Source organism: Aquimarina sp. ERC-38, from assembly GCF_026222555.1.
Lineage (GTDB): Bacteria > Bacteroidota > Bacteroidia > Flavobacteriales > Flavobacteriaceae > Aquimarina.
This window is the reverse complement of sequence record NZ_CP098511.1, coordinates 2,628,580-2,647,232: the sequence shown is the minus strand read 5'-3', so window position 1 is coordinate 2,647,232 and position 18,653 is coordinate 2,628,580. Positions and strand designations below refer to the sequence as shown.

The following is an 18,653-nucleotide window of genomic DNA, read 5'->3' as shown; positions in this document are numbered from 1 at the left end:
CCGTTAATCCCGTTCTAATATTTATGAAATAAATGTTCTTGCGGATCTTATTTACCACTTTAAGAAGCGTTTGCTGCCCTGCTTTTTTGTTTTAAGAATATAAACACCGGGTTCGAGGTTAGTAACATCCAGAGTATCTTTATCTTCAAAGCGGTCTACTAATTTCCCATTAACAGAAAAAATTTCAGCAGAAATCTTTTTATTAAAATTTAGCTTACCCTGGTTCACTGGTACCGGATACATTTTAAAATTATTATTAGACACCGTTTCACTGATTTGTAAAAGTTCATTTTCAATTTGTAAGATTCCTACAGTACCACTTACTTCGTATCCAACTAACAAAAGGTTTTTTTTATTCGGACTAACGTCGGCTCCTATAAATTGTATGATTTCCGGTGCAATATCCCCAGTCTGGCGGTTTCCTTTGTAATACGTTATAAATTCAACCTCTCTTGGGTTAGTAATATCAAAAACCAAAATACTACTCTGACGCTCTAATCCGACAAATGCATAAACCCTGTCTCCTATTACTCCTACAGCAATAGCTTCCGGTTCTACGCCTTTATCATCAGACCTACCGTCAAATTCCCCATCATCTTCATTAAACAAATTAGGTTCTTCAGCAGCAGTAGTTCTCCCAAAAATATCAGCGGAATCAAAAACCAAATTTCCAAAGGCATCAAAAATAGAAAAAGAACGTCCGCCATACGAATAAATTTGTTCGGTTATTCCATCGTTATTATAATCTCCATTTGCTACTGTAGTTTTTAGACGTCCTAAATTTTCATCGGTTTGCAAGTCTGCAGCATCAGGGTAATACAAAGGGTTTAATATCAGGTCTTTTACCCTGACTTCTTCAGAATATCCATCATAATCCCTGGCATCCCCTTCATTGACAGTAAGGATATAAGTGGCTCCTTCAACTTCATAACTGGCAATGGCATCAGGCATGTACATTCCTAAGGTAGAATGAGCTGTTATCCGAATAATACCATCTTTATCGGACGCATCAAATCCGTAATCATCTGCAAAAGAAATAATCCCTAAAACACTATCATCCGTTACTCCTGCTCCGGCTAGCCCAAAGTCGTTATCGTTAAGTACTGCAATTTGATCATTAGGCAACCATGCCAGTCCTTCTGGTTTATCCGAACTTTGATAACCAATAGAAGGAAGGTTCGTCACCTTTACTTTATTTACAGCTATAATTCCCTTTTCTAGTAATTCATCTGCGGTCATTTCTTCTAATTCCTTTTCTAAATCAACAGCTTCCGCAAGAAGATTAATTGCATAGTTGATATCGATTTCAAAAATATACTTTTTACCTTCTGATACTTCCGGGTCTTCGGAATCTCGTTCAATTACTAAAAACTTACCATTACCTTTATAAACTGCATCACCGATCTTATCAACCCTTGAGGTAGCATATCCCCCAAATTTATTTTGCTCCAGAACATATACATATTCTGAAACCGGTTCGCCGGTAGTTGCATCAATTCCTAAAATCCGAATGATATCAGAGTTATCTTTAGTGATATTAGAAGGATTGTATAAAGGCGATTGTATAAAAGCGTAAATAACATGACTTTCTTTATCGTAGGCAATAGCTTCAAAACCGCGATTTGCTCTTCGTTTAGCGTACACAGCAGGGAGGCTTTCTTCACCATAAGTACCAACGGGCTGAGCTGTGGTACCTAACATAGAAGTACCTTTAGGAACATATCGGTTCACCAAAGTACCATCAGGTTTAAATTTATAAAGAGACGGGCGGTATTCATCGCACAACCAGAAAAATCCGTCTTTATCTTTAAGAATCCCTTCAAAATCTCCTCCGTATTTGTCATAAGCTAAAGCATGATAGCCTTCACCATCTGTATCTAGGTAATCCTCGTTAGGATACGGGGTTTATGAGTCCGTATACGTTACCGGTACTTCATCGAATCCAGGAATATTCCCTTTACCGGTAATCGGAGTTTGACCATCTTTTCTAAATAATAGTATATCCGGAGCCAGGCTTACTTCTCCGGTACTTGTATTGATAGTAAATTTTACAATTCTACCCTGATAATCCGGTAATTTAAACGGACGTAAATTTTGAGGGGCAGGTGGCGTAGTTTCACTTTTACTTATAGTACTATCATTAGGCCCCCGGTCCGGAACCGTATAAAAAACCATTTCGCTATCTGTAGACTCACTTGCATCATAGTATAATCCCGAAAAACCTCCTAACAACACTTCGGGTTGTCCATTGTCATACACTGGAGTACCTAAAACCGGCCAATCTTCAATCTCCTGATTTAAAACGTATGATGTAACTGACGGAGTTCCTAACAAATGATTTTTATATCCTAACGGAAGAATATCCAATATTTCATTAGTTGAGAGATCGATAACTACCAACGCATTATTTTCCTGGCAATTGACATAGGCCCTGGAACCGTCTGGCGTTACCGTTATAAATTCCGGTTCTAAGTCTTGTGCTACGGTAGCGGTATTGGAATTTCCGAAAATCCGCACTCCTTTATTTTGAAGTGCTGCTTTTTTATTATTAAATACTTCAAAATTGATAGTTGTCGTTGAAGCCGTTGCAACACCTTGGCTTATATCAATAATGCTTATTGATCCTTCCGGGTCATTAGTATATGCATCATTAGGTTCTCCCTCATTGGCCACTAACACTTTAGTACCATCGGGGGTAAAAGTCAACATATCCGGTAAAGCACCACAGACCACAGAAGTTAAAAATGTACCATCGGTATCAAAGAAAACCACCATTCCGTTGTCCTGTTTCACTTCGGCTTCGACAGCTACGGCGACCAGGGATTCAAAAACAGCTACGGAATTTGGTCCTGCGCCATAAGGGGAAAGATCGATCTTTTGAACTAAAACCGGAGTTACAGGGTTTGAAATATCCAAGATAGAAAGACTGTTGTCCGATGAACTGGTAAAATAAGCTCTTTTTTTAAACGAACTATAGGCTACCGTCTCGGCAGCGTCTTCCATATCGGTTTGATAACTGGAAAGATGTAGTAACTCCTGAACCTGGGCTGAAGAAATGACACAATAGAATATAGCTAATATGCTAGAAAATATAGATCGTTTCATAAAAGTGAATGCTTGTAATTAGATTGATAAAGAAACGATGCTAAAGTTGTCTCAGGGTTACCCGATCTTTATAAAATTAAAAAGTATAGTTGCTAAAGTTTAGCTTAGTGTTAATTCATTCACTTTTAATATGGTAAGATGATGTTGTATCCAGTTTTATACCTTGATTAATTTATAAAACATTCAATAACATCTAAAATGAATTATTAGTGTTTGATAAAAATTTAAGACCTGCTTGCAGACGGGCAGGTCGCTATTACTTCCCGAACCAAAAATCAAGACTAACGGCTATAATTTACAATAGCATCGGTGTATTAAAGTAGACGCTACCCCTAAATCCTTTTACCTAGGTTAAATTCAGATCAAAAAAAACATCGATCTCCGGATCGATGCTTTTATATTTTAAAATACAACTGAAATTATACTCTCGGAAGATCGCCTTCTCCTTTTAAGGGTAAATTAGAAGATCCCATTAAATACGTATCAATATGATAGGCTGCTTGTCTTCCTTCGGAAATTGCCCATACAATTAAAGATTGCCCTCTACGGGTATCCCCGGCTGCATATACCCCTTTTACATTGGTTGCATAAGTGTTTTCGGTAGCTTTGATATTCGTACGTTCATCCATCTGAACCCCTAATTGTTCTGAGATAGTAGGTTCGGAACCGGTAAAACCTAAAGCCAATAGTACCAAATCACATTTCCATTCTTTTTCAGTACCTGGTATTTCTTTTAAAGTAAACCTTCCGTTTTCTTTTACCCATTCTACATGAACGGTAATCAGTCCTTTTAGATTTCCTTTTCCGTCATCTAGAAATTCTTTGGTAGAAATGCTCCATTGCCTTGCAGCTCCTTCTTCATGAGAAGAACTAGTTCGTAAACGCATAGGCCAAAACGGCCAGGGTTGATTAGCAGGTCGGTCTACCGTACCTTTCCCCATAATTTCAAAATTCGTAACTGAATTAGCTTTATGTCGAATGGAAGTACCAATACAATCTGAGCCGGTATCTCCCCCTCCTATTACGATCACATCCTTGCCTGTGGCTAGAATTTCTTCACCTAAGTCTTTACAACCATCCACTCTTCGGTTGTTCTGTGGTAAGAAATCCATGGCTTGTACCACTCCTTTTAAATCCGCACCTTTAATTGGTAAACTTCGTCTTACCGTAGCTCCCGTACAAAGTAATACGGCATCATAGTTTTCTTTAAGAGTTGTAGCTTCTACATCCTTTCCTATATGAACCCCGGTTTTAAAGGTTATCCCTTCTTCTTCCAGAATAGCCAGACGGCGGTCAATTACATGTTTTTCCATTTTAAAATCCGGAATACCATAACGTAACAATCCACCTACCTTTTCATCTCGTTCATATACGGTAACCTTATGCCCTGCCCTATTTAGTTGCTGCGCTGCGGCCAGACCAGCAGGTCCGGATCCTACAATAGCAATCTTTTTATCGGTCCGCTCTTTAGGAGGACGTGCTTTAACCCATCCGTTGCTAAAAGCTTTTTCGGCAATATTTTTTTCAATATTTTCTATAGTAACCGGATCTTCATTGATCCCTAAAACACAAGCTTCTTCACAAGGTGCGGGACACAAACGTCCGGTGAACTCCGGAAAATTGTTGGTAGCATGCAAAATTTGCGTAGCTTTTTGCCATTGGTTTTTATAAACCGCATCATTAAAATCCGGTATCAAATTACCCAGCGGACATCCGCTATGACAAAACGGAATACCACAGCCCATACACCGTGCTCCCTGATTCTTAAGTTTGGATTCGTCCATAGGAACGGTAAACTCCTTATATCCCTTTATTCTTTCGGTAACAGGTTCGTATACTTCGGTTTCTCTGTCAAATTCTAAAAATCCCGTTATTTTTCCCATTGTCTATTTATACTTTCTATATACTGACCTATAACTTTTACAAATAGTCAAGATCTTATTTTTATAAATTAATAATTATTAGTCCAATTGCCAGGTTTAGTTTTCAAAAGCTAAACGTTCTTCTTCCAATCGTTTTAACGCTTGCTTATATTCTTCAGGAAGAATTTTAATAAACTTAGGCAACTCCTTCTCCCATTTTTCTAAAATTCGCTGAGCTAGCGGACTTAGAGTCGCATTGTAATGTGCTTCTATCAGGTCTTTTAACTCCTTTTTATCTTTATCCGTAGTAACCGGATCCAGGTTTAAAGCTTCTTTGTTACAATTTTTATCAAAAGTTCCTTTATCATCATAGATATAGGCAATTCCTCCTGACATTCCTGCCCCAAAGTTACGGCCAACTTCGCCTAATACTACCGCGATACCACCCGTCATGTATTCACAACCATGATCCCCGATACCTTCGACTACGGCTCTTGCCCCTGAGTTACGGACACAAAAACGTTCTCCCGCTTTTCCGTTAATAAACACGTCGCCATCTGTAGCTCCGTACAATGTTACATTACCGGTAATTACATTATCTTCCGGTACAATAGTAGCTTCGTCCGGGACTTTGATGATTAACCTAGCTCCGGATAATCCTTTTCCCAGATAGTCATTAGTATTACCATTCACTATCATGGTCAAACCTTTGGTAGCAAAAGCCCCAAAACTTTGTCCGGCTGCTCCGGTAAAGTTCAACTTTAACGTATTATCCGGTAAACCTTGCGCTCCGTAAATTTTGGATATTTCATTACTTAAAATAGCACCTACCGCACGATCCGTATTGACAATATTAAAGTCAAGTGTAATTTTTTCTTTTCGGAATAAAGCGGGATGCGCTTGTTCTATAATTTCAAAATCTATGGACTTTCCTAACCCGTGATCTTGAATCTCCGTATTGTATAATTTAGTGCCTGCCGGTGTTTTTACTTCGTGTAAAATCGGTGATAAATCCACTCCGGCAGCTTTATAATGTTCAATGGCCTTTTTACGGTCCAGTTTATGTACCTGCCCTACCATTTCATCAACGGTTCTAAACCCAAGTTTTGCCATAATTTCGCGTAACTCTTGTGCAACGAAATACATATAATTTACTACGTGTTCCGGCTTCCCTTTAAACTTTTTACGTAGTTCAGGATTTTGGGTCGCAATTCCTACCGGACAGGTATTTAGATGACAAACACGCATCATAATACATCCGGAAGCTACTAAAGGTGCGGTGGCAAAACCAAATTCTTCGGCTCCTAATAAACAAGCTACGGCAACATCACGACCGGTTTTTAATTGTCCGTCACATTCCAGTACGATCCTATTTCTTAAATTATTACCCACCAGGGTTTGTTGTGCCTCTGCTACGCCAAGTTCCCAGGGTAATCCTGCATGTTTTAAAGAAGTTAAGGGCGATGCCCCGGTTCCTCCGTCAAAACCTGAAATTAAGACTACATCTGCTTTTGCTTTGGCAACTCCTGCCGCAACCGTACCTACTCCTACTTCCGAAACTAACTTTACATTAATCCGGGCGGATCGGTTGGCTGATTTTAAATCATATATTAATTGTGATAAATCTTCAATGGAGTAAATATCGTGATGCGGTGGTGGCGAAATGAGTCCTACGTAGGGCGTAGAATTTCGCGTTTTTGCAATTTCGGCATTTACTTTAGGGCCTGGTAACTGTCCGCCTTCTCCGGGTTTTGCTCCCTGTGCCATTTTAATCTGAATTTCAGCGGCATTGGTCAGGTAATTAGAAGACACTCCAAACCTACCCGATGCAACCTGCTTAATGGCGGAATTTTTCCAGTCACCATTCACATCTTTATAAAAACGGATTGGATCTTCTCCCCCTTCACCGGAGTTGCTCTTACCTCCAATTCGGTTCATGGCTACAGCAAGGGTTTCATGAGCCTCTTTACTGATAGACCCATAGGACATGGCTCCGGTTTTAAAACGCTTTACAATTGCGGTCCAGGGTTCTACTTCTTCTAACGGTATCGGATCGTAATTAGAGAATTCTAACAAACCACGAATCGTCATTAAATTCTTGGACTGCTCGTTAATCAGATCAGCGTATTCTTTATAGGTGTCCGGGTTATTTTCTCTTACGGAACGTTGCAGTTTTGCTACGGACATTGGATTAAACTGGTGTTTTTCTCCGTTTCGTCTCCATCGGTATTGACCGCCAACTTCCAGGTCTAATACAGCATCAATATCACGTTCTACATAGGCTTTTTTATGTCGTTTTGAAATTTCTTTTTCTATTTCATACAAACCTATTCCTTGTATACGAGTTGCTGTATTTGGAAAGTATTTATCAACGACTTTAGTATTAATCCCGATACATTCAAAAAGTTGCGAACTTCTGTATGAATTTAAGGTAGAAATACCAATCTTATTCATTACTTTCAGTACCCCTTTACCAACGGCCTTATTAAAGTTATAGATGGCTTCTTCTGCCGTAAAATCAGTAATAATACCGGTTTCTACTTGCTCCAGTAAAATTTCATTCACCATATACGGATTAATTGCACTGGCACCATAACCAAATAATAACGCAAAATGATGTACTTCTCTTGGTTCTGCTGATTCTATAATAATACTAACCTTTGATCTTTTTCCTAACCTTTGTAATCCGCTATTTACGTACGAACAGGCTAGTAAAGCAGGAATCGGAGCTCTGTGTTTACTTACATTTCTATCAGATAGAATAATAATAGTGTTTCCATCATCAATTGCTGTAGAAACTTTAGTCAACAATTCTTCCAGGGCATCTTCCAAACCATTTAAACCGCGACTTACATTATAAAGCATGGATACGGACTTGGTTTTAATGCCATCGTCCTTAAAAGTTTTGATTTTATCCAAATCCTCTTTGGAAATCACTGGGTTCTGAATTTTTAATTTCTGACAGTGTTTTTGATTAATGTCAAAAATATTTTGATCTGACCCTAGAGTTAGACTAATATCGGTAATCAATTCTTCACGGATTCCATCCAAAGGAGGATTGGTTACCTGTGCAAACAGTTGTTTAAAGTAGTTATAAATTAATTGTGGGCGCTCTGATAAAACTGCGATAGGCGTATCAGACCCCATAGATCCAATAGGCTCTTTCCCTTGCTGCCCCATAGGTACCACGATAATATCAATATCTTCCTGGGTATACCCAAAAACTTCTTTTCGTTTTTCTATAGATTCTTCACCTAAAAATAACGGACAGTCATTATAAGGTATATTTCTTAAATGAACCAAATTATTGTCCAGCCATTTTCTATAGGGATGTTTTGATGCAATTTCTTCCTTAATTTCGGCATCGTTTACAATCCGGCCTTCTTCCATATTTACAAGGAACATCCTACCTGGTTCCAGACGTCCGTGAAAATCCACATTCTCCGGTGCAATATCAACAACTCCGGTTTCTGAAGACATTACGACGTATCCGTCTTTAGTCACCGTGTACCTAGAAGGACGTAATCCGTTTCTATCTAATACGGCACCGATAAAAGTACCATCTGTAAACGGAATGGAAGCCGGACCGTCCCAGGGCTCCATCATACAGGAGTTAAACTCGTAAAAGGCTTTTTTAGCTTCGGACATATCCGGGTTCTTTTCCCATGCTTCCGGCACCATCATCATCATCACTTCGGGTAAAGACCTGCCTGTCATTAATAATAACTCTACGACCATATCCATAGAGGCAGAATCCGATTTTCCGGGAAGGACTACCGGTAAAATCTCTTTTATTTCGATTCCGAACCAATCACTTTTCAATAATTCTTCGCGAGACCGCATTCGGGTCACATTTCCGCGAAGCGTATTGATCTCCCCATTATGGCACATATACCTAAAAGGTTGTGCCAGGTCCCAGGTAGGAAAGGTATTAGTAGAAAATCGCTGATGTACAAGTGCAAGTCGGGTCACCACTTGCGGATCCATTAAATCCGTATAGTATAGTTTGATATCTTCGGGCATCAAAAGCCCTTTAAATATTAAGGTTTTTGTGGATAAACTTGGTATGTAAAAGAATTTACTCTCTGATAATTTGGAACTAAATATGGTGTGTTCCGAAATCTTACGGACCATAAATAGTTTTCGGTTAAAGTCAAAGGTAGAATCTTTCTTATTTCCTTTTCCTATAAAAACCTGTTTTACAAAAGGTTCAGTAAAAGCAGCAATTTCTCCCAGGTGTATCGTATCTACCGGAACATCTCTCCAACCTAGTAAAGTTAAACCCTGTTCTTCAATATTTTTTTCCAGTGTTTCAATACAGTACTGACGTTGATTTTCTTTTTTTGGTAAAAACACATTACTCACTGCATATTCACCTTCGGCCGGTAGGTCAAAGGAACAATTACTCATAAAAAAATCATGAGGAATATCAATTAATATTCCGGCACCATCCCCCGTCTTTCCGTCGGCACTTACCGCACCTCTATGTTCCAGTTTTTCTAAAATCTCTAAAGCCTTATGTATAATATCATTAGACTTTTTTCCTTCTAAACTACATATAAAACCAGCTCCACATGCATCATGTTCGAACTCGGGAAGATACATTCCTTGTTTTTTCATAAATCTTTTAAAAAATTTTCTATTCCAGCATTTAAAATTAACACAATGTTAAGTAAGTTAAAAGAAAAGTGCTGTTAAATAAAATAAATTTCGCACTTGTTCAACAAAACTAATATCTTACTGTTTTTCTCTTAAAAATTCTTTTTGTTTTTGAGAATATCATAATAGTATTTCGCAATGAATTTGGCATAAATTCAATTTCTTATTAAAACTTACCCAATTTTATAACAAAAGATAAATTTAATGACGGTTTCAGTATGGAATTATCAAAATTTTGAATTAAAAATACACACCCCCCAATTTTTTAGGGGTTATTGCTGAAAAATCGTAAAAATTCAGGTTTTACCTCTTAAAATTTGGATGTTTCTTTCTAATTAACATACTTTTGATCTGGAATTAACATTAATTTTAACTTTTAAGGCTTTATGAAAAAAATAGAAGCTATTATCCGCAGATCAAGATATCGAGCTGTTAAAGAGGCTTTGCACGACAAAGGAATTAACTTTTTCTCGTATTGGGATGTAACCGGAGTCGGAAACGAAAAAGAAGGACACGTATATCGTGGCATTTCGTACAGCACCTCTGATATTCAAAGAAGGTATTTATCCATTGTTGTGAATGACGAATTTGAAGAAGTTGCCATTCAGGCTATTCTCACTGCAGGTAAAACAGGAGATGTAGGTGATGGTAAAGTCTTTGTTTCTGACATTAGCGAGGCATATCGTATACGAACATCTGAAAAAGGTGGGGCTACCATAAATTAAATTTCAAGTACCAACTAAAAAAAAGTAAATTATAAATTAACACTTATGAACGCACAACAAGAAGAAATACAGAAAGCAGTGGATGCAGCCGTTGAATCGGTGAATGCAGACCTGGGCATATTATGGATTATTATTGCTGCCATTTTAGTATTTTTTATGCAAGCCGGGTTTACCCTGGTAGAAACCGGTTTTACAAGAAGTAAGAACGCAGGTAATATTATAATGAAAAATTTTATGGACCTTGCCGTAGGTTCATTAATGTTTTGGCTAGTGGGTTACTCTATTATGTACGGAGGAACAACTATTCTGGGTGGTTTTATGAGAGACCCGTTTGACCTGGCAATGTTTAACCAGGATGACTGGCATAATTTGTTCTTTCAAACTGTATTCTGTGCAACTGCCGCTACTATTGTATCTGGTGCTGTTGCGGGAAGAACAAAGTTCTCAACGTACCTTATATTTTCGGCAGTTTTAACTACGATTATCTATCCAATCTCCGGAAGCTGGTTATGGCCGTTTGACGATCAGGCATGGCTTAATAATATGGGCTTTATAGATTTTGCAGGATCTACAATTGTACACGCTGTAGGAGGTTTCTCAGGTCTGGTAGCTGCTAAATTAGTAGGTCCGCGTATTGGGAAATACGAGGATGGAAAAGTAAAAGCTATTTTAGGGCATAACCTGGTATACGGAGCGTTAGGTGTTTTTATCCTTTGGTTAGGATGGTTCGGATTTAACGGAGGATCTCAATTAGCCTTCGGAGGTGATGATTCTATTGCTACCGGAAGTGTTATTATCAATACTAATCTTGCTGCGGCACTTGGTGCTATCACCGCACTATTCTTTACCTGGATGAAATACGGAAAACCAGATATCTCTATGACTTTAAACGGTTGTTTGGCGGGTCTTGTAGGTATTACTGCAGGTTGTGGTAATGTAAGTGCTGTAGGAGCTATTTGTATCGGTATTATCTCTGGTATAGTGGTGGTTTTATCTATTGAATTTATTGATAAAAAATTAAAAATTGATGATCCGGTAGGAGCTGTTTCTGTTCACGGAGTTTGTGGATTTTTAGGTACTGTACTTGTAGGTGTATTTGCAACGGATGGCGGACTTCTTTATGGTGGTGGTGCTGGTTTACTAGGAGTACAGACTTTAGGTTCTTTATCTATGATCGGTTGGGCCGTATTAGCTAGTTTTATAGTCCTATTTATATTAAAAAGTACCATAGGTTTAAGAGTTTCTGAAAAAGAAGAAATTGAAGGTCTAGATGTACACGAACACGGAGTAAACGTATACGGAAAGGAAATCTAAAATCACATAAGATTATTTTCTAAAAAGTTAGGAGCAAACGGTAACAACCGTTTGCTCCTTTTTTATTAGAGTAGAAGATGCTTAAACTCTTTCCAATAGCCTACATCATCATTTATTTTCAACTTAGTCTTGATTTCTTTGCTTATTAATCGTAATATTGCAATGAATAGATTATGGGAGTTACTAAAACTAAAAATTTTACAAATAGACAAAATGAATTGGCTAACTACGCTAAAGTACTGGCACATCCGGCACGTATTGCTATTTTAGAATTTATTTTTGAATCAGACCAATGTATTTGTAGAGATTTAGTAAAGGAGATAGGACTGGCACAAGCCACTATCTCACAACACTTAAAAGAACTAAAAGCTATGGAATTATTAAAGGGATCCGTAGAAGGCACTTCTGTTTGCTATTGTTTACATACTGAAAATTGGTTGGCTTTAAAGAAAGCGATGAGCACTTTTCTGAACCAACCGAACGTTTCCGATAAAACCAGATGTTAAAGCAACTTTAAAAAAATTATACTATGAAATTATCTGAAGTAAAAGCATTTTTAAAAACGAGTAAAGGTTTACAGTTTAACTTACCTGACGGAAGTCTTGTACCCGAACATTTTCATGTGACGGAAGTAGGCAGTATTCATAAAAGATTTATTGATTGTGGGGGTACTCTAAGAGAAGAAGCTGTGGTTAACTTTCAACTATGGAATGCTGATGACTATAACCACCGCTTACATCCGGAAAAGCTTCTAAAAATTATCGAACTCTCTGAGGAGAAATTATTGATCGGAGATCATGAAGTAGAAGTAGAATTTCAGGGAACTACCATTCAAAAATTCGGTTTAGAGATTGAAAAGGATCATTTTGTCCTTACTTCAAAACATACGGATTGCCTGGCTAAAGAAAACTGTGGAGTTCTGGAATCAAAACCTCGTATTCGAATTTCTGACGTAGCACAACAAAATGTTTGTTCGCCAAATAGCGGATGTTGTTAGTTAAAAAATCATTGGTATCCGGTAAAGATTCAAGATCGCTATCGCTTCTAGAACCAAGAATCAAGACTAATTATTATACTATTGAAAATCAATAGTATAAAATTGTTTACTTTAAAAACCAATTACTTTTGAAAATGAAAAAAAGTAGCCTTCAAATACTTTAAAGTCTAGGGTCACCTAATTTCACTATGTTTTATAAAACTTTATCAAAATTACTTGGACTTTACTATTAAAAATGATATCATCATAAATTAAACGGAAGAGCTCCATATCTTGAATCAAGTTTAGGACAGGCTATTTTTTCATTTTATAATAAAAAACACTCAAATCCATACTTTTCCCTATAAATAAACAACCATTATTATGAAAATATACCCGCAGATTAGTACGTATCTGGAACAGTTAAAACCCGAAAGCATTTCGGAAGATAGAAAAAAGCTTTTAGAACCTCTTTGTGAGTATATAAAGGCATCACAAAAAGCAGGAGATCTGATCAACCTTAACTTTATTTGTACCCATAATTCCCGAAGAAGCCATTTATCGCAAATCTGGGCGCAGACTATCGCTACCTATTGTGGTATAGATAAGGTATTTTCATATTCGGGGGGTACTGAAGCTACGGCAGTATATCCTATGGTTCTGACAACGTTAAAAAACATAGGATTCCAAATTGATGCGTTGAATAAGGCAGAAAATCCAGTTCATGCTGTAAAATTTGGAGAAATTCATTTGCCAGTTGTTGCTTTTTCAAAAAAATACGATCATTCTTTTAATCCTAAAAAGAAGTTTGTTGCTATTTTAACCTGTTCTGAAGCCAATGAAGCATGTCCGTTTGTACCTGGAGCTGATCAACGTTTTCCAATTACCTTTGAAGATCCTAAAGCTTTTGATCATACAGATAAAGCTTTAGAAAAATACGAAGAACGCAGTCGACAAATTGCTATGGAACTGTTATACGTTTTTTCACACATTAGATAGAAAGTTGCTCTTTGGAATAAATTAAGCCGTCTAAAAGGAATACAACTTGCTAATTTGTAAGCATATTCCTTTTAAACCGCCTATAAAACCACTTAAAACTTTGCTAGTAATTTTTTTAGTTATTGATGATTAATTTTTTGATCTCCGTATACCCATTATCAGCAGCTATTTCTACCATATACATCCCAGTTAGTAAGTTTATGTTTTTAGCTGAAAATGTATTTACTCCGGGATGTAAACGTACTTCCGAATGTTTTTGCCCGGATAAATTATAAATAACGGCTTTAACTGAAGAATTATATTTAATAAATAGTTCAAACTGATCGCTTACCGGATTTGGATACAGCGAAAAACTTTGAGTTTCATATTCATCTTCATTACCAATTACTACTCCTTTTTCAGAACGAAGCTCTAGTTCTGCCCCGCCTGCACTTTCAGTAGGTAAACTTACCTTACCACAGGTTCCCTCATACACTTTGATATTACTAAACACCGAGATATTCCCTTCGCCCGCATCATTATCATTGATAAAAACCATAGTACTTGCCGTACCAGTGTAATACTGCCCTACTGCAATTTTATAAGTTCGTGTTCCGGATCCCGGATAGTCATTAAAATCGGGTATTCCATAGTTTTGAGTACCGTATAATTTAAAGTACTGTTTTGGAGATAATTGAGTATCTCCCTCAAAGCCTATAGCATGAACTTCCCCTTTTGAGGTACTACTAAAGGTAACTTCAAGGATTGTTTGAGGAGTAATTTTATAAGCGTAAGGAATAGCTTTCCAACTATTATCGCTTAAAGAAATGGTTTTTCCATTATCTTTTATAGCAAAATTGCCGGAAGCATCCTGATCTGCGAATGAATTTACCTGGGTTTGACTAAATTCCAATGCATCGCAAACATGCTCTACTGCAGTAATAGCTGCATTTACACTTTGGTCACTATTTTCTAAGCCCATGGCGTCCCAAAATGCAGGAACCGTACTACGTATACCAAAATTAGAACCTGGGCCGGTTACTTTACAACCTCCGTAAGCATGTACTCCTACTACATTACCCCACCTGTTAATAATCGGACTTCCGGAATTACCTGGTTCCGTATCCGTAGCATAACGTACGAATCTGTCATCATAATCCGCTAAGGGTCCCGTATGCTTTTGCTGAATTGAATTTCTCCGACCGGTATCGTTACCATAACCTATAATCCTAATAGGTCCTACCGGTTTAGCCTGTACTACTTTAAAAGACCTGTTTTGACCCTGTATAGGCGTCAACCCGGTCTGACTATTCTCCCCTGGTATCAGTACCGCCCAATCTGTTTCTGCACTTCCTCGTACGTACCCCGTAGTAATACTATTAATCGGATATTGATCTTCCGGTCCGGGAAATACACGAGCTCCAGTGGGTTGCGACAGAGGTACTTTGAATACGATTAAAGAAGCACTATGTGCATTTGGAACACAATGACCGGCGGTTACAATCCTTCCGTTTCTGGTAATCCACCCCGTACACCCTATAGGTTCAATTCTACCCACTGCCGGATGGAAAGAACGTATTCGGTTATCCTTTGGACCACATTGAGACTTGGTTTGAAGGTTACCAACTTTACCAATTTCCAGTTTGTTAATCCTTATACTACTATTAACCCCCTGGTTTTGGGTTATAGTAATTTTAACCTTATCACCATTTAAATATGCACTACTATTTTGCCACTTACTTAATGTTTGTGCATTAAAAGTTTGTGATTTATTATCTGTTAGAGAAGTAAGGGTAATCGTACTATTCCCTTTTAACTGTACCTGATCAAAAAAAACACGTATCCAGGGCGCTCCTTTTTCTTCAATAATTTTTTCAGATTTTGCAGCACTTTTAGTTGTAATACCGTTTGTGGTTGATAAGGTAAGGTTGTAAGGTTTGTAAGTTCTGGGAAGCTCATCTTGAGCAGTTAAGCAGTTTAAAGAAGCAACTGTAATAATTGAGACTATAATGCGTAGCCGAAGTTGCTCGAAAGAGCATACCGCTCCACAAGTAATTTTTAAATTTACCATTTTAGATAATTTTTAGTGTGAGGTTTTAAGTTTGTTTAACATTCCCAAATAATTGCTTAAACAATTGTGTGTTAGGCTTTTAAAATTTGAGAAATTTATGAAAATGTAGTGTTAAATTATAATAAAACTAACATAAAATGAAGCTACGAGTTATTATTGTCTTATAATTAAAAAAGCGTTTATTTTAATGATAAACACTTATTTTTAAGGTGTTTATATGGAAAATTTATAATTCCAAATTATGTTAATAGCTTTAACTTAAAATTAGCTTTTAGAATGATAAGTTTTTTCTTTAACGTCAACCTAATTATTATACTATTATTGATTTGTTAGGTAGGTAAATATTCAAGGTCGCTATCGCTTCTAGAAACAAGAATTAAGACTAACCATTATAGTATTGAAATTCAATTTTGTAATGAATATTAACGCTAAAGAATAGAATAATTTTAAAAAGTAAAAAAGCAACCTTCAAACAGTTCAAAGTTTGGAATTACCTTATTTTACTGTGCTTTTTAAACTTTTATTTGTTTTAACCGGACACTAATAATTAAAATTGTAAGATATTTAGGATTTTAAATAGCAACTAAACTGTATTCTAATAAAAAAGCCATTTAAAAGAAATACAACTTACTGATTGGTAAGCATATTCCTCTTAAACAGCTTTATAAACTCCTTAATACTTCTTTGGTTATTCTTTATTAGTTGTTGATAATTAATTTTTTCACTTCGGTAAATCCGTTAGCTCCATACATCTCTACTAAATACATTCCGGTGGCTAGGTCCATATTTTTAGCTGAAAAGGTATTTGTTCCCGGTTGCAATTGTACTTCCGAATGTTTTTGCCCGGATAAGGTATAGATATTAGCATTAGTTAGCTTATCATCTTCAACAAACAATTCAAATTGATCGCTTACCGGATTTGGTGAAATTGTTAATCGTTGTACTGCTATTTGATTTTCATCCTCGTTTCCGATTACTACTCCTTTTTCAACCTTTAATTCAGTTACACCTGCTTTTTCCGTAGAAAAACTTACATTCCCGCATGATCCTTCATACACTTTGATATTGCTAAATACAGAGGTGTTTCCGTCACTGGCATCATTATCATTAATAAAAACCATAGAACTTGCCGTACCGGTGTAGTACTGACCTACTGCAATTTTATAAGTACGTTCGCCGGATCCTGAGTAGTCATTAAAATCAGGTATTCCGTAATTTTGTGTACCGTACAATTTGAAATATAAGTTAGGTGACAATTTAGTATCACCTTCAAAGCCTATGGCATGAACTTCCCCTTTTGAGGTACTACTAAAGGTAACTTCAAGGATTGTTTGAGGAGTAATTTTATATGAGTAAGGAATAGCTTTCCAACTATTATCGCTTAAGGAAATTGTTTTTCCGTTATTTTTTATAGCAAAATTACCGGAAGCATCCTGGTTTGAGAATGAGTTTACCTGAGTTTGGCTAAAGGCTAATTCGTTACAGCTACTTTCCAAAGAGGTATCTGTGGCACTACGATTACGATTACCTAAGCCCATTGCTGCCCAAAATGCAGGGATGGTACTTCGTTCTCCAGAATTAGAACCCGTACCTGATCTTCTACACCCCCCATAAGCGTGTACGCCAACTGCATTCCCGAATCTATTGATAATCGGACTTCCTGAATTACCCCGTTCGGTATCTGTGGTATAACGAACAAATGTATTATCAAAACCGGCTAAGGCACCGGTATGAATTTGTTGAATTAAGTTACTGGAACCGGTATCACCACCATACCCAATAATAGTAATAGGTCCTACAGGATTAGCTCTTACTACTCTAAAAGAACTGTTTTGCCCTTGTATCGGGGTCAACCTGGTTCCAGGATTAACTCCGGGTATAAGTACCCCCCAATCGGTTTCAGGACGTCCACTCACAAATCTTGTATTAAGGCTATTGATAGGGTATTGATGTCTTGGTGCTGGAAAAACGCGCGATCCATCGGGTCTTGACCTGGGTACGTTAAATATAATCAATGACGTTCTACTTCGGCTGGTGGCACAATGACCGGCGGTAACTATCCTTCCGTTTCTAATAATCCAACCAGTACATCCTACAGGTTCAAGCCTACCGATAGCTCGATTAAAGGAAGGTCTACGGTTGTCCTGAGGGCCACATTGAGATTTAGTTTGATTGCTTCCATTCTTCCCAATTCCTAATTTATGAATCCTGACACTACTTTTAGCCCCCTGGTTTTCAGTTATGGTAACTTTCACTTTATCCCCATTAAAATAGGCACTGCTATTTTGCCATTTATGTAGGGTATGCGCATTAAAAGTTTGTGAAGCGTTATCCTCTAAGGAGGTAAGAGTAATAGTACTATTAGCCTTTAAATTTACCTGATCGAAAAAAACCCGAATCCAGGGAGCACCTTTCTCTTCGATAACTTGTTCGGATACTACGGAACTTTTATTATTATTGCTGGTTGCGGATAGAGTAAGATCATAAGGTTTATAGTACCTGGGTAGTTCATCCTGAGCGATTAAACTGTTAAGGGAAGTACCAATAATAAGTAGAGCTATTATCCGTATCCGAAGCTGTTTTAAAGAGCATACCACTCTACAAGTAATTTTTGAGTTTTTCATTTTAAATAATTTTAGATGTGAAGTATTAAGTTTGTTTAGTTTTATCTAAAAACCGTTAAACAACTATAAAACAGGTAATTAGACTTTATGAATTTAATAAATTAATGAATTGAATAGCAAACTTATGTAGGGAAATTACATCCATTTTACAATTATTATCATTTTGATACAAAACGACTTAAAACAAACACAATTACTTACTTTTAACAGATTTTATGGGGTAACTTCATAATGAAGCAAGTAGACAATATCTACAAAATTTAGGTAGGTACTTTACATGATTATGGTAAAGCATTTGTATTTCAACAAAAAAGCCATTTAAAAGAAATACAACTTACT

General features: G+C 37.0%; 11 protein-coding genes. 5 read left to right on the top strand and 6 right to left on the bottom strand.

Going from position 1 to position 18,653, the window contains the following annotated elements; all coding sequences use genetic code 11:
- Positions 1-51 precede the first annotated feature (51 nt).
- The 4 genes from NBT05_RS10950 to gltB form a co-directional block, all read right to left on the bottom strand.
- Positions 52-1,785 carry a choice-of-anchor I domain-containing protein gene (locus NBT05_RS10950; RefSeq protein ID WP_265769899.1) on the bottom strand — a complete coding sequence of 578 codons (1,734 nt, stop codon included), beginning with the start codon at positions 1,783-1,785 and terminating at the stop codon, positions 52-54.
- 120 nt (positions 1,786-1,905) lie between these two features.
- On the bottom strand, positions 1,906-3,105 hold the full coding sequence (locus tag NBT05_RS10945) for a choice-of-anchor I domain-containing protein (RefSeq protein ID WP_265769898.1): 1,200 nt from the start codon (positions 3,103-3,105) through the stop codon (positions 1,906-1,908).
- A gap of 419 nt (positions 3,106-3,524) precedes the next feature.
- Entirely contained in the window at positions 3,525-4,988 is a 1,464-nt protein-coding gene (locus NBT05_RS10940; protein WP_265769897.1) for a glutamate synthase subunit beta, read from the bottom strand.
- 96 nt (positions 4,989-5,084) lie between these two features.
- On the bottom strand, positions 5,085-9,587 hold the full coding sequence (gene gltB / locus NBT05_RS10935) for a glutamate synthase large subunit (protein WP_265769896.1): 4,503 nt from the start codon (positions 9,585-9,587) through the stop codon (positions 5,085-5,087).
- Between the two features lie 425 nt (positions 9,588-10,012).
- Here gltB and NBT05_RS10930 point away from each other — a divergent pair, with 425 nt between their 5' ends.
- The 5 genes from NBT05_RS10930 to NBT05_RS10910 all read left to right on the top strand — a co-directional run bounded on the left by NBT05_RS10930 (position 10,013) and on the right by NBT05_RS10910 (position 13,640).
- Positions 10,013-10,351 carry a P-II family nitrogen regulator gene (locus tag NBT05_RS10930; protein WP_265769895.1) on the top strand — a complete coding sequence of 113 codons (339 nt, stop codon included), beginning with the start codon at positions 10,013-10,015 and terminating at the stop codon, positions 10,349-10,351.
- 45 nt (positions 10,352-10,396) lie between these two features.
- Positions 10,397-11,665, top strand: a complete 1,269-nt coding sequence (locus tag NBT05_RS10925; protein ID WP_265769894.1) for an ammonium transporter — start codon at positions 10,397-10,399, stop codon at positions 11,663-11,665.
- 173 nt (positions 11,666-11,838) lie between these two features.
- Complete coding sequence (locus tag NBT05_RS10920) at positions 11,839-12,171, top strand: ArsR/SmtB family transcription factor (protein ID WP_265769893.1); 333 nt, start codon at positions 11,839-11,841, stop codon at positions 12,169-12,171.
- A 23-nt stretch (positions 12,172-12,194) separates the two neighbouring features.
- Positions 12,195-12,662, top strand: a complete 468-nt coding sequence (locus tag NBT05_RS10915; protein WP_265769892.1) for a DUF6428 family protein — start codon at positions 12,195-12,197, stop codon at positions 12,660-12,662.
- A gap of 363 nt (positions 12,663-13,025) precedes the next feature.
- The gene (locus NBT05_RS10910; RefSeq protein WP_265769891.1) at positions 13,026-13,640 is read left to right on the top strand and encodes a low molecular weight phosphatase family protein; all 615 of its coding nucleotides are present in this window, start codon (positions 13,026-13,028) and stop codon (positions 13,638-13,640) included.
- A 115-nt stretch (positions 13,641-13,755) separates the two neighbouring features.
- Here the strand turns inward: NBT05_RS10910 and NBT05_RS10905 are convergent, their stop codons facing one another.
- Positions 13,756-15,690, bottom strand: a complete 1,935-nt coding sequence (locus NBT05_RS10905; protein WP_265769890.1) for a trypsin-like peptidase domain-containing protein — start codon at positions 15,688-15,690, stop codon at positions 13,756-13,758.
- Positions 15,691-16,388: 698 nt separating this feature from the next.
- Entirely contained in the window at positions 16,389-18,314 is a 1,926-nt protein-coding gene (locus NBT05_RS10900) for a trypsin-like peptidase domain-containing protein (RefSeq protein ID WP_265769889.1), read from the bottom strand.
- Positions 18,315-18,653: the final 339 nt, after the last annotated feature.